At 67.3% G+C, this 21400-nt stretch carries 21 protein-coding genes; 15 read left to right on the forward strand and 6 right to left on the reverse strand.

Translation table 11 applies throughout. The features are described from left to right. Positions 1-124 precede the first annotated feature (124 nt). The 3 genes from CAL28_RS28370 to CAL28_RS28380 all read left to right on the forward strand — a co-directional run bounded on the left by CAL28_RS28370 (position 125) and on the right by CAL28_RS28380 (position 2699). The gene (locus CAL28_RS28370) at positions 125-988 is read left to right on the forward strand and encodes an IclR family transcriptional regulator (RefSeq protein ID WP_094844315.1); all 864 of its coding nucleotides are present in this window, start codon (positions 125-127) and stop codon (positions 986-988) included. A gap of 117 nt (positions 989-1105) precedes the next feature. Further along, positions 1106-1357, forward strand: coding sequence for a helix-turn-helix domain-containing protein (locus CAL28_RS28375; RefSeq protein ID WP_094844316.1), 252 nt, complete (start codon positions 1106-1108; stop codon positions 1355-1357). Position 1358: 1 nt separating this feature from the next. Continuing rightward, entirely contained in the window at positions 1359-2699 is a 1341-nt protein-coding gene (locus tag CAL28_RS28380; protein ID WP_094844317.1) for a type II toxin-antitoxin system HipA family toxin, read from the forward strand. Between the two features lie 13 nt (positions 2700-2712). On the opposite strand, the gene CAL28_RS28385 is transcribed toward CAL28_RS28380, so the two are convergent. Genes CAL28_RS28385 through CAL28_RS28400 form a run of 4 tightly spaced genes read right to left on the reverse strand, consistent with a single transcriptional unit; the run spans position 2713 to position 6524 of the window. Further along, positions 2713-3708 (reverse strand): ABC transporter ATP-binding protein, encoded by a 996-nt coding sequence (locus CAL28_RS28385; RefSeq protein WP_254926258.1) that lies wholly within the window; start codon positions 3706-3708, stop codon positions 2713-2715. Next, the gene (locus CAL28_RS28390; protein ID WP_094844319.1) at positions 3705-4727 is read right to left on the reverse strand and encodes an ABC transporter ATP-binding protein; all 1023 of its coding nucleotides are present in this window, start codon (positions 4725-4727) and stop codon (positions 3705-3707) included. The genes CAL28_RS28385 and CAL28_RS28390 overlap by 4 nt, the downstream gene beginning before the upstream one ends. Further along, a complete protein-coding gene (locus CAL28_RS28395; RefSeq protein WP_094844320.1) occupies positions 4720-5586 on the reverse strand; it encodes an ABC transporter permease in 867 nt (288 codons plus the stop codon). The genes CAL28_RS28390 and CAL28_RS28395 overlap by 8 nt, the downstream gene beginning before the upstream one ends. Continuing rightward, on the reverse strand, positions 5583-6524 hold the full coding sequence (locus CAL28_RS28400; RefSeq protein WP_094844321.1) for an ABC transporter permease: 942 nt from the start codon (positions 6522-6524) through the stop codon (positions 5583-5585). The genes CAL28_RS28395 and CAL28_RS28400 overlap by 4 nt, the downstream gene beginning before the upstream one ends. 198 nt (positions 6525-6722) lie before the next feature. Here CAL28_RS28400 and CAL28_RS28405 point away from each other — a divergent pair, with 198 nt between their 5' ends. Genes CAL28_RS28405 through CAL28_RS28420 form a run of 4 tightly spaced genes read left to right on the forward strand, consistent with a single transcriptional unit; the run spans position 6723 to position 11401 of the window. Next, the gene (locus CAL28_RS28405; RefSeq protein WP_094844322.1) at positions 6723-7358 is read left to right on the forward strand and encodes a helix-turn-helix domain-containing protein; all 636 of its coding nucleotides are present in this window, start codon (positions 6723-6725) and stop codon (positions 7356-7358) included. A gap of 44 nt (positions 7359-7402) precedes the next feature. Continuing rightward, a complete protein-coding gene (locus CAL28_RS28410) occupies positions 7403-8971 on the forward strand; it encodes an ABC transporter substrate-binding protein (protein ID WP_094844323.1) in 1569 nt (522 codons plus the stop codon). Between the two features lie 22 nt (positions 8972-8993). After that, on the forward strand, positions 8994-10466 hold the full coding sequence (locus CAL28_RS28415; RefSeq protein ID WP_094844324.1) for an FAD-dependent oxidoreductase: 1473 nt from the start codon (positions 8994-8996) through the stop codon (positions 10464-10466). Between the two features lie 14 nt (positions 10467-10480). Next, on the forward strand, positions 10481-11401 hold the full coding sequence (locus tag CAL28_RS28420; protein ID WP_094844325.1) for a 2-hydroxyacid dehydrogenase: 921 nt from the start codon (positions 10481-10483) through the stop codon (positions 11399-11401). Between the two features lie 81 nt (positions 11402-11482). Here the strand turns inward: CAL28_RS28420 and CAL28_RS28425 are convergent, their stop codons facing one another. Next, positions 11483-12229: an IclR family transcriptional regulator gene (locus CAL28_RS28425; protein WP_094844326.1), complete on the reverse strand. Its 747-nt coding sequence runs from the start codon at positions 12227-12229 to the stop codon at positions 11483-11485. 95 nt (positions 12230-12324) lie between these two features. Here CAL28_RS28425 and CAL28_RS28430 point away from each other — a divergent pair, with 95 nt between their 5' ends. From CAL28_RS28430 to CAL28_RS28465, 8 genes are all read left to right on the forward strand, one after another. After that, on the forward strand, positions 12325-13296 hold the full coding sequence (locus tag CAL28_RS28430; RefSeq protein ID WP_254926259.1) for a Bug family tripartite tricarboxylate transporter substrate binding protein: 972 nt from the start codon (positions 12325-12327) through the stop codon (positions 13294-13296). Between the two features lie 13 nt (positions 13297-13309). Then, entirely contained in the window at positions 13310-14323 is a 1014-nt protein-coding gene (locus CAL28_RS28435) for a Bug family tripartite tricarboxylate transporter substrate binding protein (RefSeq protein WP_440588424.1), read from the forward strand. Between the two features lie 56 nt (positions 14324-14379). Next, a complete protein-coding gene (locus CAL28_RS28440) occupies positions 14380-15063 on the forward strand; it encodes an RraA family protein (RefSeq protein ID WP_176464122.1) in 684 nt (227 codons plus the stop codon). After that, positions 15060-16016: a hydroxyacid dehydrogenase gene (locus tag CAL28_RS28445; protein ID WP_254926260.1), complete on the forward strand. Its 957-nt coding sequence runs from the start codon at positions 15060-15062 to the stop codon at positions 16014-16016. The genes CAL28_RS28440 and CAL28_RS28445 overlap by 4 nt, the downstream gene beginning before the upstream one ends. 15 nt (positions 16017-16031) lie before the next feature. Further along, positions 16032-17102 carry a cyclase family protein gene (locus tag CAL28_RS28450; protein ID WP_094844329.1) on the forward strand — a complete coding sequence of 357 codons (1071 nt, stop codon included), beginning with the start codon at positions 16032-16034 and terminating at the stop codon, positions 17100-17102. Between the two features lie 108 nt (positions 17103-17210). Next, complete coding sequence (locus tag CAL28_RS28455) at positions 17211-18179, forward strand: Bug family tripartite tricarboxylate transporter substrate binding protein (RefSeq protein WP_094844330.1); 969 nt, start codon at positions 17211-17213, stop codon at positions 18177-18179. 55 nt (positions 18180-18234) lie between these two features. After that, a complete protein-coding gene (locus CAL28_RS28460) occupies positions 18235-19170 on the forward strand; it encodes an SMP-30/gluconolactonase/LRE family protein (RefSeq protein ID WP_094844331.1) in 936 nt (311 codons plus the stop codon). A gap of 123 nt (positions 19171-19293) precedes the next feature. Further along, positions 19294-20286, forward strand: a complete 993-nt coding sequence (locus CAL28_RS28465; protein ID WP_094844332.1) for a tripartite tricarboxylate transporter substrate binding protein — start codon at positions 19294-19296, stop codon at positions 20284-20286. Between the two features lie 111 nt (positions 20287-20397). Here the strand turns inward: CAL28_RS28465 and CAL28_RS28470 are convergent, their stop codons facing one another. After that, the gene (locus CAL28_RS28470) at positions 20398-21267 is read right to left on the reverse strand and encodes a LysR substrate-binding domain-containing protein (RefSeq protein WP_176464123.1); all 870 of its coding nucleotides are present in this window, start codon (positions 21265-21267) and stop codon (positions 20398-20400) included. Positions 21268-21400 lie beyond the last annotated feature (133 nt).

The raw sequence follows: 21400 nt of genomic DNA on the forward strand, positions 1-21400 counted from the left end.
GAGTGCGCGGGAACGCGGGTCAATGGGGTTTTTCCGTAGAACTGATAATTTCTTTGTTTTATTCCGGACAATAGAATTATGATGTCTGTAGTCGCCCGTTTTATCCAATTGGATGGAATCAAGAATGGCTGCATCTGAAGTGCCGGAAAACGACTCGAATGGCCCGGGGGTATTGCAACGGGCCTTCACCGTGTTGCGCGCCCTGGCCGACGCCAAGGGCGAGCCGCTGCGCCTGACCGATATCGCCAAACGGACGGGGCTGGCGCCCGCCACCGCGCATCGGGTGCTGCAGGCGCTGATCCAGGAAGACGCGGTGGAACAGCCGGGCGGCAGCAAGGCCTACCAGCTGAGCGTCGCCTTCTATGCCCTGGGATCGGCCGCCGGCCGCTACCGCTCCAACCTGCGCGAGATCTACCGCCCCTCCATGCTGCGCCTGTGCGGCATGCTCAGCGACACGATCTTCATCCTGGTGCGCCAGGGCTTCGACGCCATCTGCCTGGACCGCATCGACGGCCCCTTCCCGGTCCGCTCGCACACCGGCGATATCGGCGGCCGGGTTCCGCTGGGCCTGGGCCAGGCCGGGCTGGTCCTGCTGGCCAGCCTGCCCGCCGCCGAACGCGAGGAAGTCATCCGCTTCAATATCCCGCGCCTGCATCACCTGGGCTTCATCGACGAGATCTCGATGCGGGTCCGCATCAAGCAATGCCTGGAATCCCGCTATGCGTACAGCGACGGACCGGGGCTTTACCCCGGTATCGCCGGGCTTTCCGTTCCCATCGAGGACCGCAACGGCGACACGGTCGCGGCGCTCAGCGTCGCTGCCCCGCAGGAACGCCTGAGCGGCGAACGCCTGCCGCTGATCGTCGAAATGCTGCACAAGGAAGCGCGCGCGATCGGCGCGCAGATCAATCCCTTCGACCCCGCCCTGCGCCGCCCCAGCCACTTTCTGGGCGCAGGCAACCGGGACGAGCCGCTGAGCACAACCTGAAGGCTGTTTTTCTCGATTACAGCCTTCAGGTTGTTAATCGGAAATACTACCTGAAAGTTGTTTTCCGGGAATACAACCTATAGACTGTTGCATGACCTTCCCAGGTGGAGACCCGCCGTGGACTACCCCGTCCGAACCCTGCAACAGCTGCGCCCCGTGCTGCAGGGTTTCCGCAAATCCCGGGGCCTGACCCAGGCCCAGCTGGCCGCCCGCCTGGGCATCAGCCAGCAGAGCTACGCCAAGCTGGAAGCCGCCCCGGCGAAAGCCAGCTTCGAACGGATATACCGGATCCTCCAGCTGCTGCGGGTCGAACTGGCCTTGCGGCCCATCGATCAGGAAGACCCGGCCGCATCCAGGCTGGAGTGGTGACATGGCCCGGCGCATGCACCAGCTGGATATCTGGATGAACGGTTCGCGGGTCGGCCGCTGGGCGAACGAAGCCGGGGAAAGCTCGCTCGCGTACGACCCCGCGTGGATCGAGCATCCAGCCGGCCGGCCGCTGTCGCTATCCTTGCCTTTCCGCTACGACAACGCCCCTTACAAGGGCCCGGTCGTCCATGACTTCTTCGACAACCTGCTGCCGGACAGCGACGCGATCCGGCGCAGGCTGGCGCAGCATCATCGCGCGAACAGCGTCGCGCCCTTCGACTTGCTGGCCGTGCTTGGCCGCGACTGCGTGGGCGCCATACAGCTGCTGCGGCCAGACGACGTCCCGACGGGACTGGACCATATCGAAGCCGACCCGCTCAGCGAGGCCGATATCGCCGCCATCCTGCGATCCGCCGTCAGCGGCACCCCGCTGGGTCACGATGACCACACGGCCGACCTGCGCCTGTCCATCGCCGGCGCACAGGAAAAAACCGCACTGCTGCGCCACCAGGGACAGTGGCTGCGACCGCGCGGCAGCACGCCAACCACCCATATCCTGAAACTGCCCATGGGCCTGGTTGGGGCCATGCAGGCGGATATGCATACCTCCGTCGAAAACGAATGGCTATGTTCCAAACTCGCGGCCGCCTACGGCCTCGCCGTGGCGCATTGCGACATCGCCCATTTCCAGGACCAGAAGGCGCTTGTCGTCGAACGCTTCGACCGCCGTTTCACCGACGCCGGCGCGATCGTGCGCCTGCCGCAGGAAGACATGTGCCAGGCATTGGGCGTTTCGCCGCTGCGGAAATACCAGGCCGATGGCGGCCCCGGCATCACCGACATCATCAGCAAGGTACTGGATAATTCCCAACGCGAGCGCGACGTGCGTGATTTCTACAAGGCACAGATCTTCTTCTGGATGCTCGCCGCCACCGACGGCCATGCCAAGAACTTCAGCATCGCGCTGCTGGCAGGCGGCCGATATCACGCGACGCCGCTGTACGACATCCTTTCGGCGCATCCCATCATCGGCGGCAAACGCGCGCAACTCGCACCGCAGCGCGCCAAAATGGCAATGGGCGTGAAGGGCGCGAGCGGCCTGCATTACCGCATCGCCGACATCCGCCGCCGGCATTGGTACTCGCATGCGACAGAGATCGGCCTGGACAGGCAAACCGTCGACGCGATCATCCGGGAACTTATCGAAGCCACCGAACCGGCCATCGATGCGGCCGCGGCGATGCTGCCGCCGCGTTTCCCGCACCACGTCGCGGAATCCATTTTCGCGGGCCTGCGCGCGCAGCGGGACAAGCTTGCGCGGCAGGAAAACGAGGCGGGGTAAGAACCGGCCCCGCTTACCGGAGGCCGTCCGGATAAAGATGGCACGCCACCTGCCGGCCCGCCTCCACGGTGCGCAGCGCGGGATATTCGGCCCGGCACACCGGCATCGCCTTGGGGCAGCGCGGATGGAAGTGGCAGCCAGAGGGCGGCGAGAGCGGCGAGGCGATATCCCCCTCGATCTTGGCAATGGAAATCTTCTGGCGCGGATCGGGCACCGGCGAGGCCGCGCGCAATGCCTGCGTGTACGGATGCAGCGGCGCCTCGAACAAGGGGTCGACCGGGCCCTTTTCCACCACGCGGCCCAGGTACATCACGGCGACGTTGTCGCAGAAGTGCCGCACGACGCCCAGATCGTGCGAAATAAAGACGAAGCTCAGGCCGCGGCTGCGCTGCAGGGACTCCATCAGCAGCAGCACCTGCGCCTGGATGGACACATCGAGCGCAGAGACCGGCTCGTCCGCGACGATCAGCCGCGGGTTCAGCGCCAGGGCGCGGGCGATGCCCACGCGCTGGCGCTGGCCGCCGGAGAACTCGTGAGGATACTTGTGCATCGCCTGCGCCGGCAGGCCCACTTCCAGCAGGGCGGCTTCCACCTTGTCCCGGGCGTCGGCCCGCGTGGCCAGGCCGTGCAGCCGCATCGGCTCTTCCAGCGTGGCGCCGATGGTCATGCGCGGATTCAGCGACGCATAGGGATCCTGGAAAATGATCTGTATCTCGCGGCGCAGGGCCTGCAGGCGCTGGCGATCGAAGCCGACGATGTCTTCGCCCTTGTAGCGCACTTCGCCGGAGGTCGGCTCGATCAGGCGCAGCAGACTGCGTCCCGCGGTCGACTTGCCGCAGCCGGACTCGCCCACGATACCGAAGGCTTCGCCTTGCGCCACCTCGAAGGACACATCGTGCACGGCCTGCAGCACGGTCTTCCTGCCACCCATGTAGCCCTGCTTCACGACGAACTGCTTGGACAGGTTGCGGACTTCCAGCAAGGGCGGGTTCATATGGGGTGGGGTCATAGGGCGGCCTCCGGGCCGGAGGCGTCGGCGCGGACCCAGCAACGGGCCAGATGCCGGCTGCTACCGCCGACTGGCGCCAGCGGCGGCACCGCCTGTCGGCAGCGCGGCTGCACCAGGGGGCAGCGGTCCGCGTAGCGGCAGCCGGGGGTTTCTGCCGTGATGGGCGGCACCTGGCCGGGAATGGGGCGCAGGTCGGCGCGGGGCCGGTCCACGCGCGGCATGGAACGCAGCAGCGCCTCGGTATAGGGATGGGTGGGCCGGTCGAAAAGGGATTGCACGTCCGCCTGCTCGATGATGCGGCCGCCGTACATCACCGCCACGCGGTCGGCGATGGATGCCACCACGCCCAGATTGTGGGTGATGAACACCATGCCCATGCTGCGCTCGGCCTTCAGTTCGGCCAGCAGGGCCAGGATTTGCACCTGGATGGTCACGTCCAGGGCGGTGGTGGGCTCGTCGGCCAGCAAAAGCCTGGGCTCGCAGGCCAGGGCCATGGCGATCATGACACGCTGGCGCATGCCGCCGCTGAACTGGTGCGGGTAATCGCCGTAGCGTTGAGCCGCGGCGGGAATGCGCACCCAATCCAACAGCTCCAGCGCGCGGCCGCGCGCCTGTTCACGCGACGCATTCCGGTGAAAGCGTACCGATTCGGCGATCTGGCTGCCGATCGTCATCACGGGATTCAGCGATGTCATTGGCTCCTGGAAAATCATGGCCATCGCATTACCCCGCACCTTTTCCATCCGCGTTTCCGACAGCGCGAGCAGGTCCTGGCCATCCAGGCGGATATCGCCGCCGGCCACCCGCCCCTGCGCGGGATTGATCAGCCGCATGACGGACAGCGCGGTAATGCTTTTGCCACAGCCCGACTCGCCGACGATGGCCAGCGTTTCGTTGCGGCCGACCTCGAAGCTCAGGTCGCGTATGGCGGGGTGCCACTGCCCCTGGATGCGGAATTCCGTGGTCAGCTTGCTGACCGAAAGAATGGGCGCGGCGCCCACCTGCGGGGAATCATTCATTGCGCAGTTTCGGATCGGTGGCATCGCGCAACCCGTCGCCCAGCAGGTTCAGCGCAATCATGATGATCAGGATGGCGATACTGGGAAAAATCACCAGCCAGGGGGCGTCCAGCATGTTCTCGAAGCCGTCGCGTATCATGCCGCCCCAGGTGGCCGTGGGCGGACGCACGCCCAGTCCGATGAAGCTGAGCGACGCTTCCGTGCGGATGGCAGTCGCCAGCCACAAAGAGCCCAGCACCAGGATTTCATCCAGGATGTTGGGCAGGATGTGCCGCAGCATCAGGCGCAGATCGGAATAGCCCAGCGCCCGTCCCGCCTCGACGAAGTCGCGCTGCCGCACCGCCAGCGTGGGGGCGCGCGCAATGCGCGCGAACGGCGCGATCGCGGTGAAGGAAATGGCGATGATCAGGTTGGCCATCGATGGTCCCAGCACCGCCACCACCAGCAGGCCCATGACCAGGCTGGGAAAAGACAGCATCATGTCCATCACCGACATGATGACGCGCTCGGTACGTCCGCCCTTGTAGCCCGCCACGAGCCCCAGCAGGCCGCCGATCAGCATGGCCAGCGCGATCGAGACCACGCCGATGAACAACGATACCCGCGCGCCATACAGGATGCGCGCCCAGACGTCGCGGCCGTATGTGTCCGTGCCCAGAAGGTGCTCCGCCGAGGGGCCCAGCAACTGGGCCGCGATGTCCTGCTCGTTGGGATCCAGATGCGTGAGCCACGGCGCGAAGATGGCCGCCAGCACCACCAGCAGCGTGACGATGGCACCCACACTGGCCGCCTTGCGGCGCCAGCACAGGCCGAACAGCCGCGCGGCGCGCGACGGGGAGGAAACGGCGACAGCGCTCATTGGTTGCGCACCTTGGGATCGATGACCCCATACAGCAGGTCGGTCAGCAGATTGGCCAGCACGATGACGAAGGCATAGATGACCAGCATGGCCTGCAGCGTGGGATAGTCCCGCGAATTCAGGGCGATCACGATCAGCTTGCCCAGTCCCGGACGATTGAAGACGATTTCGGTCAGCACGGAATTGCCGATCAGTACGCCCAGGTACAGGCCGATGACCGTGACGATGGGAATCAGCGCGTTGCGCAGCGTGTGGCGCCATACCACGAAGCGCGCCGGCACTCCCTTGGCGCGCGCCGTGCGGATGTAGTCCTCGCCGATGACGTTCAGCATGCTGGACCGGGTCACGCGGGTGATATAGGCCACCATGATCAGGCCCAGATTCAGCGCCGGCAGCACCAGCGCGGCGGCGCGCTTGCCGGGATCCGCATAGCTGGCTTCGCCGATGACGGGCAGCCACTTGAGCTGGATGGAAAACAGCAACAGCAGCAGGATGGCCGAGATGAACGCCGGGAAGGACAAGCCCAGCAGGGACAGGCAGCGGATGATGAAGTCCAGCGCGCGATTGCGGTAGCGCGCCGCGATCACGCCCAGCGGCAACCCCACGACGACGCCGATGACGATGGCCGCCACGGTCAGTTCGATGGTGTAGGGCAGCACCCGCGCCACTTCGGACAGCACCGGGCGGTTGGTGATCATGGAGCGGCCCAGGTCGCCGGTCAGCACGGACCCCATGAACTCCAGGTACTGCCGCCACAGCGGCATGTCCAGTCCCAGCTGTTGGTGCAACTGCTCGATGGCCTGCCGGGTGGCGTTTTCACCCAGGATGACCAGCGCGGGATCCCCCGGCGCGATGCGGACGACCACGAACACGATGGTCAGGACGCCCAATAGGGTGGGCACCGCCATCAACAGCCGTTTCAGCACATACAGCAACACGGTTCTTTCCTGGAATTCATGGGGCGGTACTAGGGCTGGCCGGCGGGACGCGGCGGGGTGCGCGCGGCCGTCGGACGGGGGAAGCCGGGATTCATGAATACTGCCATCCACGTGAACACATCGTCAATATGAAATCTTCACTTGCATGATTCCATCACGGATGGAAGAATTCGCCAGTCCCAATACCGCTGAAGCGTCATGCCTCCCTTTTCCGCCTCCTATGAAGCCCGCAGCGTCGCCGACCTGTGGCTGGGTCAGCAGATCCGCCGCGCGCGCAAGAACCAGGGCCTGTCCATATCCAAGCTGTCGGAGATATGCCAAGTCTCGGTGGGCCTGCTCAGCCAGGTAGAGCGCGGCATCAGCTCGCCCTCGGTGCGCATGCTGCGGGCGATTTCGGATGCCCTGAACATTCCGAGTTCCACGCTGTTGGAATTCGGCAACTCGCCACCGGCGGATGAGAAGGGCGTGGTGGCGCGCGCCGGCAGCCATCCTTCGCTTAAAGCCCCCGAAAAAGGCATCGAGAAAGTCATCATCACGCCGCAGCCGTCGGCGGGCATCAATGTGTACCGGGCGTATATCGAACCGGGCGGCTCGACCGGGGAAGAACTGTTCACCATCGAACGCGGCGAACAGGTCGGCCTGGTGCTGGCCGGCACGCTGGAGCTGTGGATCGAGGACAAGAGTTTCACGCTGAAGCCGGGCGACAGCTTCCGCTATCACAGCAAGGCGCCGCATCGCTGGCGCAATCCCGGCCAGGAGAAGGCCGAAGTGCTGTGGGTCGTGGCGGCGGTGCCGCTGCAGGAATCCGCTCCGCCGGCGGCGCCGGCCGGATAACAACACGCGTCACCACGCATCAACCAACGCAAGGGGAAGCCGTTATGTCGATTACACGCATCAAGAACGCCGCGCTGTTCGCCGCCCTGCTGGGCGCGGGGGCCGCCACGCTGGCGCCCGCAGGCGTCCGGGCGGCCCAGGTACTGAACGTCGGCATGGCCGCGTCCGACCTGGCCACCCTGGACCCGCACCGCGCTTCGGCGACGCAGGAAAAGATCCTGATGCCGTGGCTGTACAACGGCCTGACCCGCTTCAAGCCGGGCTCCGTATCGCTGGAAAGCATCGAGCCCGACCTGGCCGAGTCATGGAAAGTGTCCGCCGATAAAAAGGTATGGACCTTCACGCTGCGCGACGATGTGCAGTTCCAGGCCGGCTTCGGCAAGATGACCTCCGAAGACGTCGTTTTCTCGCTGGACCGCGCCCGCAGCCCGAAAACCTCTTCGTTCGCGGCGGATTTCGCCAATATCGACAAGGTCGAAGCCGTGGATGCGCGCACCGTGCGCATCACGTTGAAGGAGCCATCCGCCGACCTGCTGTATACGCTGGTGGGCTATCAAGGAGGCTTCATCGTCAGCAAGAAGGCCGTGGAACAACGCGGCGACGACTTTCGCCTGCAACCCGTGGGCACCGGGCCTTTCGAATTCGAGGCCTACCAGGCCAGCCAGTCGGTCACCCTCAAGGCGAACAAGCAATACTTCCGCGGCGCGCCCAGGATCGACCAGATCGTCTACCGCTATATCCGTTCCGATGCCAGCCGCGACCTGGCCTATGAATCGGGCGAACTGGATCTGGTCTACGGCCGGCAGGACCAGCGCTGGGCGGAGCGCATGAAGGATCGCGCCGACACCAAGCTGGACATTATCGAACCCGCCTACCAGGGCCTGGCCTTCCTGAACACCTCGCGCAAGCCCTTCAACGACCTGCGCGTGCGGCAGGCCATCGCCTACGCCATCGACCCCAGCCGCATCGTCGCCTTCAAAGGCAAGCTGGTTGCCGCGGAATCGCCCACGGTCATCCCCACCGCCACGCTGGGCGCGGACCCCAGCGTCCACCTGCCGGGCTATGACCCAACCAAGGTGGCGGCGCTGCTGAAGGAAGCCGGCTATCCGAACGGCCTGTCGTTCAAGGTCATCCAGACCCAGAACGCCGCCACCCTGGGACCGGCGCAGATCATGCAGGCGCAACTGAAGAAGGTCAACGTGCTGATGGACATGGACGTCGTCGAGCACGCCACCTACCACCAGCAGATCCGCAAAGACCTGAGCGACCTGGTGATCTACGCTTCGTCGCGCTTTCCCATCGCCGATAACTATCTTAAAGAGTTCTACCTGTCATCCAGCGCCATCGGGCAGCCCGCCGCGGCAGCCAACTTCTCGCACTGCAATGCCGCCGACGCGGAAATCGTCGCGGCCGGCAAGGAGCTGGATCCGGAGAAGCGCAAGGTGCTCTGGAAGCAGGCGCAGCAAAAAATCGTCGACGCGGTCTGCGCCATCCCGCTGTTCGAACAGAAGATCGTGTGGGCCAGCCGCAAGTCCCTGGACTACGGCTACGACCTGCAGGGCTCGCTTTCCTACGGCCCGCTGATCACCGAAAAGACCTCCCTGAACAAGTAAGCACGCCACCGCGCGCCCCATCATGCGTCCAGCACTACAGACCCTGGAAGGCCGGGATTTCGACGTCGCCATCATCGGCGCGGGCATCAATGGCGCGGCGGCCGCCCACGCCGCCACGCAGGCCGGCTATCGCGTCCTGCTGGTCGACAAGGCGGACTACGGTTCGGGATCCAGCGCGCGCTCCAGCCGCCTGCTGCATTGCGGCCTGCGCTACCTGATGCCGGGCGGCCCCGTCACTACCTTTCTGCGCCACCCGGGCCGCTTCCTGGACGCGGTGCGGACCATCAAGCGCTCGATGGCGGTGCGCAGCGAGCTGGTGCGATCGGGCAAGGCCGGCCTGAAGCCGCTGCGCATGCACTACCCGCTGTTCAAGGACGGCCCTTACGCCCCCTGGATGGTGGACGTGGCCTTCGGCATCCTGGGCGCGGTTTCGGACGGCAAGGTGCCGCTGGATTACCGCCGCACCTCGGCGGCCGAGGCGCGCGCGAGCAATCCCTTCCTGCCCTTCCTGGCCCAGCCCGAACGCATCGCCAGCATCGCCTCCTACACCGAATACCAGTTCGACTGGCCCGAACGCACGGTCGTGGACCTGGCGATGCAGGCCCAGGCCATGGGCGCGGCCGTGCGCAACTACACCGCGGCGACCTCCCTGCGCGTGCGGGACGGCCTGTGGACGATAACGCTGCGCGATGCGTTCGACGACACGCGGGCCACCGTGCGCGCGCGCGCCGTGCTGAACCTGGGCGGCGTCTGGGTGGACCAGGTGAACGCGCTGGCCGGCCAAGCCGTGCCGCGCAAGATCACCGGCACCAAGGGCGCCCACCTGGTCTTCCGCCTGCCGCCGTCCTGCCATGGCCAGGGCTTTGCCGCGATGTCCTCGCGCAACCGCCCTTTCTATTGCATGCCGTGGCGCGACCTGCATTTTTTCGGCCCCACGGAAACCCTGTACGAAGGCGACCTGGACGACGTCTATTGCGACGCCGCGGACGTCGACTTCCTGCTGGGCGAAGTCAACCATCTCTTTCCCGCCCTGGCATTGGCGCGGCACGACATCGTCTCGACGTGGGCCGGCGTGCGGCCGCTGACCTACGACGCCGCGCTGCCCATGGGCCACCGGTCGCGGCGCATCTACGATCTGGCGGAGGACGGCCTGCCGGGCGCCTATGCGCTGAGCAATGGATCGCTGGGCGCGCATCGCCGCACCGGCGCCGACCTGCTGCAAACCTTGCGCGCGGGCCTGGATTTGCCGGCGGCCGGCACGCCGGCAATACCGCCCGCCGACTGGCCCCGCACACCGGCCGACGAACACGTCGTCACGCTGGAAGACTACCTGGCGCGCCGCCGTGGACGTTTATGGGACGCGGACCTGGGACTGGACGATGCCGCGGCCAGCGCGGCCGAGTTGGGCCGCGCCATGGGCTGGTCCGCGGAACGCATCGGCACCGAAGCTTCCGACTACCGGCGCATGGCGCGCCATCTGTACGGCGTACGATGAAAGGAGCCCGCCGCATGAGCCTGGTATTGATACGCAAAACCGCACCCACGGCGCAATGGCTGGAAGTCTTGCGGCGCACCTGTCCCGATGTGGACGTGCGCGTATGGCCGGACACCGGTCCCGTCGAAGAGGTCGAGTTCGTGCTGAGCTGGGCCGCCGACCCGGGCGTGATCGCCAGTTTTCCGAACCTGCGCGCGGTGTTCTCGCTGGGCGCGGGCGTGGACCACATCCTGAAGGACGCCACCGTCCCGCGGCATCTGCCGGTCGCGCGGATGATGGATCCATCGCTCACAACCGGCATGGCGCAATACGTCTGCATGGCGGTCCTGCAGCGCCATCGCGGCTGGGACGCCATGCGTGCCTTCCAGCACGAGCAGGCATGGCGGCGGCCAGAGCCGGGCGGCGGCCGTGTCGGCATCATGGGGCTGGGCGAACTGGGCAGTGCCTGCGCGCGCGCCTTGCAGGGCCTGGGCTTCGATGTCGCGGGCTGGAGCCGCCAACCGAAATCCCTGCCCGGCGTCACGGCCTATGCGGGCGCGGATGCGCTGGATGCGTTCCTGGGCCGCACGGACATCCTGGTGAACCTGCTGCCGCTGACGGCGGAACTGGAAAACATCCTGTGCGCCGGCACCTTCGCGAAATTGCCGCGGGGCGCGTATCTGATCAACGTGGGACGGGGCGAACACCTGGTCGAGACCGACCTGCTGGCCGCCCTGGACGCCGGCCAACTGTCGGGCGCCACCCTGGACGTGTTTCGCGTCGAGCCGCTGCCGCCGGGACACCCATTCTGGACGCGGCCCGAAATCGCCATCACGCCGCACAACGCGAGCATGACGCACCCGGCGACCGCCGCCGCCCATGTCGCCGCCAACATCGCGCGGGCGCGCGCCGGAGAACCGCTGCTCGGCCAGGTGGACCGGTTGCGCGGCTATTGAGCCGGCCGCGCGCCGGCTTGCGTACTCACCTTCAGGCCGGCCGGGTCCGGTGCGAGAGACCTTCCGCCAGCGTAGACAGGCCTAGCGCGGCTGTCCCTGGCGCACGCCGACCATCGCCCGGGACAGGCGGCTGGCAGCCGACAGAATGTGTTCCTTGTGCCCGAGCAGTACCTCCTCGGTCAGGCGCGACAACGGACCGGAAATACAAATCGCGCCGACCAGGCTCCAGTTGATCCCGTAGACGGGCGCGGAGATGCTGGAGACCTCCGGGTCCCGCTCGCCGAGGGACATCATGTAGCCGGCCCGCCGCACCGATTCGTAGGGTTCGCCGGGCTCGCCCGAAAACGCCAGCAACACGCGCCCCGGGCTGCCCAGTTCAAGCGGCAGGGCTGCGCCCACGCGTACGTGATGGCGTATCGAGCGAGGGCCTTCCACACGCGCCACGCAGATCCGCTGCTTGCCTTCCCGCACATAGAACGTGGCGCTTTCGCCGGTGGCCCCCGATAGTTCGCGCAGCACCGGCTGGACCACTTCCAGCACATTGAACGTCGCCTGATAACAGGCGCCCAGCCATCCCGCCGCCCGCGCCAGGCGCCAGTTACCGTCCGGCCGCTGCGCCAGGTAATCGTCCATCGCCAGGGTGCGCGCCAGCCGCAGCACCGTGGAGCGGTGGCAACCGGTACGGCGGCTGAGCTCCGCCAGCGATAGATAGGCGTCGTCGACGCCGAAGGCCTCCAGGATGCGCATCGCGCGGCGCACCGCCACCACACCGTCCTCGGCGGATCCGTCTGCCTCCGCGGGGCCCGGAACATCTTCCATATCGTTCATTCTGCGCAACACGTCTCGTTGTGTGAAATGGCATTGTATTGCGTGGAACACGGGACCACAATGCGCGCATTCGATAAAAACATATGGAGACAACGATGAGATTCCTGCGCCATGCCATCGCCGCCCTCGCCCTGGGCGCCTGCGCCTTGCACGCCACGGCCGCCCTGGCCTATCCCGACAAACCCATCCGCCTGATCGTGCCCTTCCCCCCGGGCGGGGGCACCGACGCGCTGGCGCGCCAGGTCGCCAGCGAGATGGGCAGGATGAACGGCTGGAACTTCGTGATCGAGAACCGCCCCGGCGCGGGCGGCAACCTGGGCGTGGACCAGGCCGCGAAGTCGGCGCCCGACGGCTATACGCTGGTCATCGGCCAGACCAGCAATCTGGCGATCAATCCCACCCTGTATTCCAAGCTTCCCTACGACCCGGAAAAGGACCTGACGCCGATCGGCATGGTGGCGGAGGCGCCACTGGTGCTGGTCGTCGCCACGAAATCGCCCTACAGGACCCTGGCCGATGTGGTAGCCGCGTCCAAGTCCAAGCCGGGTTCGATCGACGTGGCCACGTCCGGCAACGGCACCGTGGCCCACCTGGCGACCGAGATGTTCCAGAAGGCCGCCGGGATCAAGCTGACGCACATTCCCTACAAGGGGGCGGCGCAAGGGGCGACGGACCTTATCGGCGGACAGATCGACATGTACATGTCCTCCGTGCCCACGCTGATCGGCCACATCCGCAGCGGTGCGATGCGCGCGCTGGCGGTGACGTCCGCCAGGCGCAGCGACGACCTGCCCGACGTCCCCACCTTCGCGGAATCCGGCTTCAAGGACTTCGATGCGGTGACCTGGTTCGGACTGGCCGGCCCCGCCGGCCTGCCCGCCGACGTCGTCGCCACCCTGAACAAGGCCCTGGTGCAGGCGCTGGACGCGCCGTCGACGCGCAAGCTCTTCCAGGCACAGGGCGCCGCCGTGCGCAGCAGCACACCCGGCGCCTTCGGCAAATTGATCCATGACGACCGCATCCGCTGGGGGCAGATCGTCAAGGAATCCGGCGCGCACATCGATTGAGGCGGGAGACATCATGAACAAAACCCCGTCCCCCTGCGCGCGGCCGAGCCGCCGGCGCTTTCTTGCCCGTAGCGCGATGCTGGCCGCCAGCGCCGCCACGATTTCCCGCACCGCGACCGCCGCCGCGCCATGGCCCGACGGCAAGCCCATCACCTGGGTCGTGCCCTATCCCCCGGGTGGCAGCACCGACGTATTGGGCCGCAGCATCGCCCAACAACTGGATGGGCTATTGGCCACCAACGTCATCGTGGAGAACAGGCCGGGCGCCACCGGCACCATCGGCGCCGCGCTGGTCGCGCGCGCCGCGCCCGACGGATACACGCTGCTGGGTACGTCCATCGGCCCGCAGGCCATCGCGCCGCACATCATGGGCAAGCTGCCCTATGACCCGATCGCGTCCTTCGCGCCTGTCATCACCATCGGCACCATCCCGCACATCCTGGTCGTCGGCGCCCGCGAGCCCTATGCGTCGGTCAAGGACCTGGTCCAGGCGGCCCTGGCCGCGCCCGGGAAACTGGCGTTTGCATCCGGCGGCACGGGCACCATCCTGCAAATGCAGGGCGAACTGCTGCAGCGGCAAAGCGGCGCGAAATTCCTGCACGTCCCCTACAAGGGCGACACGCCCGCGCTGCAGGACACGCTGGGCGGACAGGTCCAGTTCATGTTCGCGCCGGCCGCCGCCGCGCTGCCGCACGTCAAAAGCGGCGCCTTGCGCGCGCTGGCCGTGACCTCGGCCGCACGGCTGCCCGCCCTGCCGGACACGCCCACGATGACCGAAGAAGGGTTCAAGGATTTCGTCGTCGAACAGTGGCAGGCCGTGTTCGCCCCGGCCGGCACACCGGCCGCGGTCATCGATCGCCTGAACGGCGCGATAGGCCAGGCCCTGCGCAGCCCCGGCGTGGCCGAGCTGGCCGACAAGCTGGGCATCACCCTCGCCGGCGGCACACCGCAGCAGCTCGACGCGCTGCGCCGCGCCGACTACGAGAAGTGGGGCCGGCTGATTCGCGAGGCGCATATCAAGGCCTGACCTTCCTCGCACAACCCCAAGGGTCCCGCACCCTATCCCATGCAACAGGAATCACCATGAGCACTCCCGATATCGTCAAAGACTTCCCGCGCGTTCCGGCAAACATCGTCGCGCAGGCCGCGCGCTTCCAGCCCGCCATTCTGGCCGACGTGGCCGGACGCCGGGGTGCCCTGCACGGCCGCATCCGCCCGCTGCATCCCTCCATGAAACTGGCCGGCGCCGCGTTCACGGTGGAAGTCCGGCCGGGCGACAACCTGATGATCCACGCGGCGATTTCGCTGGCGCGGCCGGGCGATGTGCTGGTGATCGACGGCAAGGGCGATCTGAGCTCCGCGTTGATGGGCACCATCATGATGACCGCCTGCAAGCAACTGGGGTTGGCCGGCGTGGTCATGGACGGCGCCGCGCGCGACAGCCTTGAAATCATCGAGATGGATTACCCGGTGTTCGCCGCCGGCACCAACCCCAACGGACCGACCAAGAATATCGGCGGGCGCATCGGCCACCCCGTGACGGTGGGCGGCGTGACGGTGCATCCGGGGGACTTCATCATCGGCGACAACGACGGCGTGGTGGTGGTCGAACGCGACAAGATCGAAGGCCTGCTGCCGGCCGCCGACAAGAAGGTCAAGGACGAGGCCGCGCGCATCGCGGCGATCAAGGGCGGCGACACCGCGGCCAAGTGGCTGGGCTCGGCCCTGCGCGCGGCGGGCGTTCTGAAGGAAGGAGAAACGCTGTGATCCAGGCATCCGCGCAACGATCGGGCCGTCCGGCGATCCTGGTCACCGCGGCCGATCTGGCGCCGCAGGCGCTGGCACTGCTGGAAGCGTACGACGTCGTCTACGCCGGCAAGACCCCCAGCGAAGAAGACGTCGTAGCGTTGTGCCGCGAGCACGATCCGGTCGCGATCATCGTGCGCTACAGCAAGGTAGGCCCGGACGCCATGCAGGCGGCGCCGTCGCTGAAGGTGATCTCCAAGCACGGCAGCGGCACCGACACGATAGACAAGGCCGCCGCCCAGGCGCGCGGCATCGCGGTGGTCGCGGCGGCGGGCGCCAATGCGGCGGCCGTCGCCGAACAGGCCATCGCGCTGCTGCTGGCCTGCGTCAAATCGGTGGTGGCGCTGGACGGCCGCATGCACGCCGGCCACTGGGACAAGGCCACGCACAAGAGCACCGAACTGGCCGGCAAGACGCTGGGCCTGATCGGACTGGGCGCCATCGGCCGCCGCGTGGCGCGGATGGCGGCCAGCATGGACATGCGGGTCATCGGCTTCGACCCCTATGCCCGCGACCTGCCCGACTACATCGAAAGCGTGAGCCTGGAGGCGATCTGGCGCGAGTCGGATGCGATCTCGCTGCATTGCCCGCTGACGGAAGAGAACCGCGGCCTGCTCAACGAACGGACCCTGGCGCAATGCAAGCCGGGCGTGGTGATCGTCAACACCGCGCGCGGCGGACTGATCGACGAGGACGCGCTCCTGCGCGCGGTGCGCAACGGCCAGATCAAGGCCGCGGGCCTGGACAGCTTCGCCAGCGAACCCATGCGGGCCGGCCATCCCTTCCAGACCGAGCCCAACATCATCCTTAGTCCTCACATCGGCGGCGTCACGCGCGAAGCCTACGTGAAGATGGGCGTGGCCGCCGCGGAAAACGCGCTGGCCGTCCTGCGGCAGGCGACGCCGCGCGATTGATACGGGAGCAAGGCCATGGGCAAACGATGGAAGCACGCGCCACCCGGCAGCAGTTGGGGGGAATTCGGCGACGATGACCAGCGCGGCCGGATGAATCTGGTGGACCGCGCCAAGGTGATGCAGGGTATCGCCGAAGTACGCGAAGGACTGACCTTCTGCCTGTCCCTGCCCCTGGATCTGCCCGGCGGCATGGCGCTGAATCCGCGCCGGCTGCCCCCGCGCCGCTATGCCACCCTGCGCGACGGCAAGAGCGCCGGTGTCCAGGGCTATTGCTGGTCCTACTCCAGCGAGGACCCCACGCTGACCGACGTGGTGTGCGATGACGTGCTGCTAATGAACACGCAGTACTCCACGCAGTGGGACAGCCTGGCGCATATGGGCAGCCGTTTCGATGCCGATGGCGATGGGGTCGCCGAGGCCGTTTTCTACAACGGCTTTCGTGCCGGCGAGGACCTGCAGGCGGCGCCGGAAGACCCCAAGGCGGTGGCGGATTGGGCGCGCTTTCCCGGACCGCGGGCACGCGCCCTGGGCATCGAGAACCTGGCCGAACATGGCGCCCAGGGGCGCGCGGTGTTGATCGACCTGGAACATCACGTGGGCCGCGAGCGGCGCGCCGTGGGGTATGAGGCGCTGATGCGCATGATGGACGCGGACGGCATCGTCGTCGAGCCCGGCGACATGGTCTGCCTGCATACCGGCTTCGGCGACATGCTGGTGTCGATGCGCGGCAAGCCCGACGTCGCACACCTGCACGCGACCGGCAGCGGACTGGACGGCCACGACGAACGGCTGCTGCAGTGGATCGTCGATACGCGACTGGCGTGCCTGATCTCCGACAACCCCGCCGTGGAACTGGTCCAGCCGGTCAAGTTCGGCGGGCCGGGCCAGCCGCTGCGCGGACCGCGCCTGCCCTTGCACGAGCACTGCCTGTTCAAGAACGGCATCCATCTGGGCGAGCTATGGTGGCTGACGCCACTGGCTCGCTGGCTGCGGACACACGGCCGCAGCCGCTTCCTTCTGACCGCGCCGCCGCTGCGGCTGCCGGGCGCCGTCGGATCGCCCGCCACGCCCATCGCGACCGTGTAGCGCTTTACGAAGACGACCCGACCAAAACCTATTCAACGACAAGACGGATCCCGCCCCGAAAGACCGGGCAATGCAGAGCCCGGCCAGCGGCGATCCCGAGGAGACATCATGACCCGATTCCGTGCCCGCCTGGCGGCGGCCATCGTCCTGGCCGCTTCGGCCGCCGCGGCGCATGCCGCGTATCCGGACCGCCCGGTCCGCATCATCGTCGGCTTTTCTCCCGGCGGCCCGACCGACGTGGTCGCGCGGGGATTCGCGTCGTACGCCGCGCAGGCGCTCGGCCAGTCCTTCGTGGTGGAGAACAAGCCTGGGGCCAACACCATCCTGGCCGCCGAAGCCGTCGCCAAGGCCCCGGCCGACGGCTATACGCTGCTGTTCGGCGCCACCAATCACACGATGATCCCCGCGCTATACAGCAACCGCGTCAGGTTCGATGCCTTGCGCTCGTTCACGCCGATCTGCGCCGTCGCGGCCAGCCCCACCGTACTGGTCGTCGGCCCGTCCATGGCGGCGAAGACCCTGGGCGATTTCATGGCCCGGCTGAAGGCCGAACCGGGCAAGCATACCTACGCGACGCCGGGTACCGGCAGTTCCGGCCATTTCGTGACCGCGCAGTTCCTGAAGCTGACGGGCACTTCGATGAACCATATCCCGTACAAGGGCGCCGCGCAGGCGATCTCCGACCTGATGGGCGGCCAGGTCGACAGCTCGTTCGCGACCCTGGGTTCGGTCCTGCCGCAAGTGCAATCCGGCAAGCTCACCGCGCTGGCGGTGGCGGCACCGCAGCGCCTGCCGCAGTTGCCGGACGTGCCGACTTTCGAGCAGGCGGGCGTCCATGGATTCGCCGCCGACGCCTGGTACGGCGTCCTGGCGCCGGCCGGCATTCCCGCCGACGTGCGCAGCCGGCTGGAGCAGGTGGCGGCGGGCTATTCCGGCGCGGCCGGCACGGCCAAAAGCCTGGACGCGCTGGGCATGCAGCCGCGGCATACCTGCGGCGATGCATTCCAGGCGCAAATGGCGCACGAGATCGACGAATACAGCGCCCTCGCGAAGGAACTGGGCCTGAAGGCCGAATAGCCCTGCCCGCCAGGCCGCTATTCCACGCCGATTCCAGAATGAAGGAGAACCTTCGATGTTCCTGATCCACCCGCCGGCCGTCGTCGACTTCGATGTCTGGTCCCCCATGCCCGACACGTACCGCAAGCCGGCGCGCAGCGCCTGGGCCGACGCCAATCGCGGCGGCGCGATAACGGACTCCTTCCTGGAAGGACCGGTCTTCGACGATGCCGGCAATCTCTATGTGACCGATATCCCCTGGGGCCGCGTATTCCGCGTCGATCCGGCCGGCGCCTGGACGCTGGTGGCCGAATACGACGGCGAGCCGAACGGCATGAAATTCCTGGACGCCAGCCACCTGCTCATCACCGACTACAAGAACGGGCTGATACTGCTGGACGTCGGTACCGGCGCCGTGACGCCGTACCTGGAGCGCCGCAACAGCGAACGCTTCCGGGGCGTGAACGACCTGGTATTCGACCGCGACGGCAATCTGTACTTCACGGACCAGGGCCAGAGCGGCCTGCACGATCCGAACGGACGCCTGTATCGCCTGCGCGCCAACGGCCAGCTCGATCTGCTGCTGGACAACGTGCCCAGCCCCAACGGCGTGGCCCTGTCGCCGGACGGCCGCGTGCTGTATCTGGCCGTCACGCGCGGCAATTGCGTCTGGCGCGTGCCGCTGATGGCCGACGGCAGCGTCAGCAAGGTCAGCCAGTTCTTTACTTCCTACGGGCCCAGCGGCCCGGATGGGCTGGCCGTGGACGCCGAAGGCAACCTGCTGGTCTGCAATCCCGGGCTGGGCTATGTCTGGCTGCTCAATCCCCGCGCCGAGCCCATCACGATCTGGCGCAGTCCCAAGGGGATGTCGACCACCAACATCGCCTTCGGCGGCCCGGACCGGCGCACGGTTTTCTGCACGGAATCGGTCTCCGGTTCCATTCTCACGGCCCACGCGCCGCAGCCCGGCGTGCCGCTTTACCGCCTGCAAACGGCAGGACCCGGCCGCTAGACGCAGCAGACATTCGGCGATGCGTTCCGACGGCAGGCACGCATCGCACATCGGGACGCGACGGCGCGCCCGCAAAACACCGGTTCCCGCGGGGACCGTAGCCATCACTTGAAGGAGACATCCATGTCCGTTGCAACGGCCGTTCGGCCCTCATTCTTCCGGCGCGCGGCGCGCGTCCTGGCTGCCACGCTCGCCCTGACGGGCGCGGCGGCCGCTCACGCGGAGTTCCCCGACCGTCCGATCACCATCGTCGTTTCCTACGCGCCGGGCGGCTCGGCCGATGCGCTCGCCCGCCTGCTGGCGCAGAAAATGGCCGTCAGGCTGGGGACCAGCGTCGTGGTCGAAAACCGGCCGGGCGCCAGCGGCACCATCGGCGCGGCCTACGCCGCCAAGGCGGCGCCGGACGGCTACACCATGCTCTACGATGCCACGCCGTATTCGATCAACCCGCATCTGTTCCCCCGGATGCCGTATGCCAGCGACGCGCTGAAACCCTTGTCGCTGGTGTCCCTGGCACCCAATATCCTGATCGTCAAAAGCGATTCGCCCTACAAGGATGTGCAGGGCCTGATCGCGCAGGCCAAGGCCCACCCCGGCAAGATCAATTTCGCCTCGGGCGGCAGCGGCACGGTCCAGCGCCTGGCGGCGGAATTGTTCCGCCAGAAGCTGGGCCTGGACATGGTCCATGTGCCCTACAAGAGCGGCGGCCCGGCGATCACCGACGTGATGACCGGCCAGGTGGACTTCATGTTCAGCACGGTGGCGGCTTCCTCGCCGCTGGTCGAAGCCGGCCGCTTGCGCGCCCTGGCGATTTCCTCGCCGCAACGCTCGCCGCGCCTGCCGAACGTCCCCACCGTGGCCGAGACCGTGATCCCCGGCTACGAAGTGTACGAATGGAACGGCGTGTTCCTGCCGGCCGGCGTACCCGATGCGATCGCGAACAAGCTGCGCGATGCCCTGGTGCAGACTCTGGCCGAGGACGATGTGAAGAAGCGCTTCAGCGACCTGGGTGTGCAGCCGGTCGGTTCCACGCCGGCCGAGTTCGCGGATTACCTGAAGAAGGAAGACGCCAAGTGGGCGGAGGTCATCCGCAAGGGCAATATCCACCTGGATTGATCGCGGTGGCGTGCCGGCGCCATGGCGCCGGCACGGGCGGCATCGGATAGGGCCGCGCGGCAGGCCGGCCGCAACGGCTTTCGACGCGGGACGAAGGACGCCCGCGCGGCTTCACGCCACCGACGCCACCCAGGCCGCGAATTCGGCGCACGGCCGTATGTCCAGCGTGCCGGGCGCGCTCACCAGGAAATAGCCTTCGCCGCTACGCAAGGCGATATCCAGCGGCTGCACCAGCATCCCGCGCGCGAGCTCATCCCGCATATAAGCCTGCTGCGTCAGCGCGATGCCCGCGCCCTGCACTGCCGCCTGCAGGCAAAGCGCCGCATTGGCCAGGGGCACCAGCCGCGCCCCGGCCGACGGCAATCCGGCCTGCGCCAGCCACGCATCCCAGCTGACCGGCGCGATCATCGAATGCAGCAGCTTGTGTTCCAGCACGTCGCGCGGGTGGCGGATTTCCGCCGCCAGCGACGGCGCGCAGGCCAGCGCCAGCACGTCGTCGAAGAGCGCTTGCGCATGAACGCCCGGCCACTTGCCGTGGCCGCGCCGCACCACGAAGTCCGCGTCGCCCAGCCCCACGTCGTCCGCCCGGGCGACCGTCGCGACTTCCAGGTCGATATCCCCGTGCGAAGCATAGAAACCCGCCATGCGGGGCATCAGCCATTTGATCGCGAAGCTGGGGATCACCTTCAGCCGGACGCGGCGCGGGCGGCCCAGGGACGTCGCCTCGTGCACCGCTTCCTCCACACGGTCGAACAGCTCGGCCACGCGCGACGCCAGCTGCATGCCGCTGGGCGTCAGCACGGCCTCGCGCCCTTCCTTGCGGCACAGGCGGGTATCCAGCGCCGCCTCCAGGGCGCGGATCTGGTGGCTGACCGCGCCGGGCGTGACGTGCAGGGTCTGGGCCGCGCGCGCCACGCCGCCGGCGCGATTGACTGCGTCCAGGACGCGCAGCGGTCCCAGGATATTGCGCAACTTATGCATGATGCGTGAATGATCCTCAACGGTCGCCAAAGAAATTCGCATGACGCCCGCCGGACCGCCTCCTATAGTCGTGATCCGGGACAACAAGAATTCTCAACATACAGGACCCGGCGGTGTATCGGGAACATCCAGG

The sequence above is a fragment of the Bordetella genomosp. 11 genome (genome assembly GCF_002261215.1).
In the GTDB taxonomy this organism is placed as follows: Bacteria; Pseudomonadota; Gammaproteobacteria; order Burkholderiales; family Burkholderiaceae_B; genus Bordetella_C.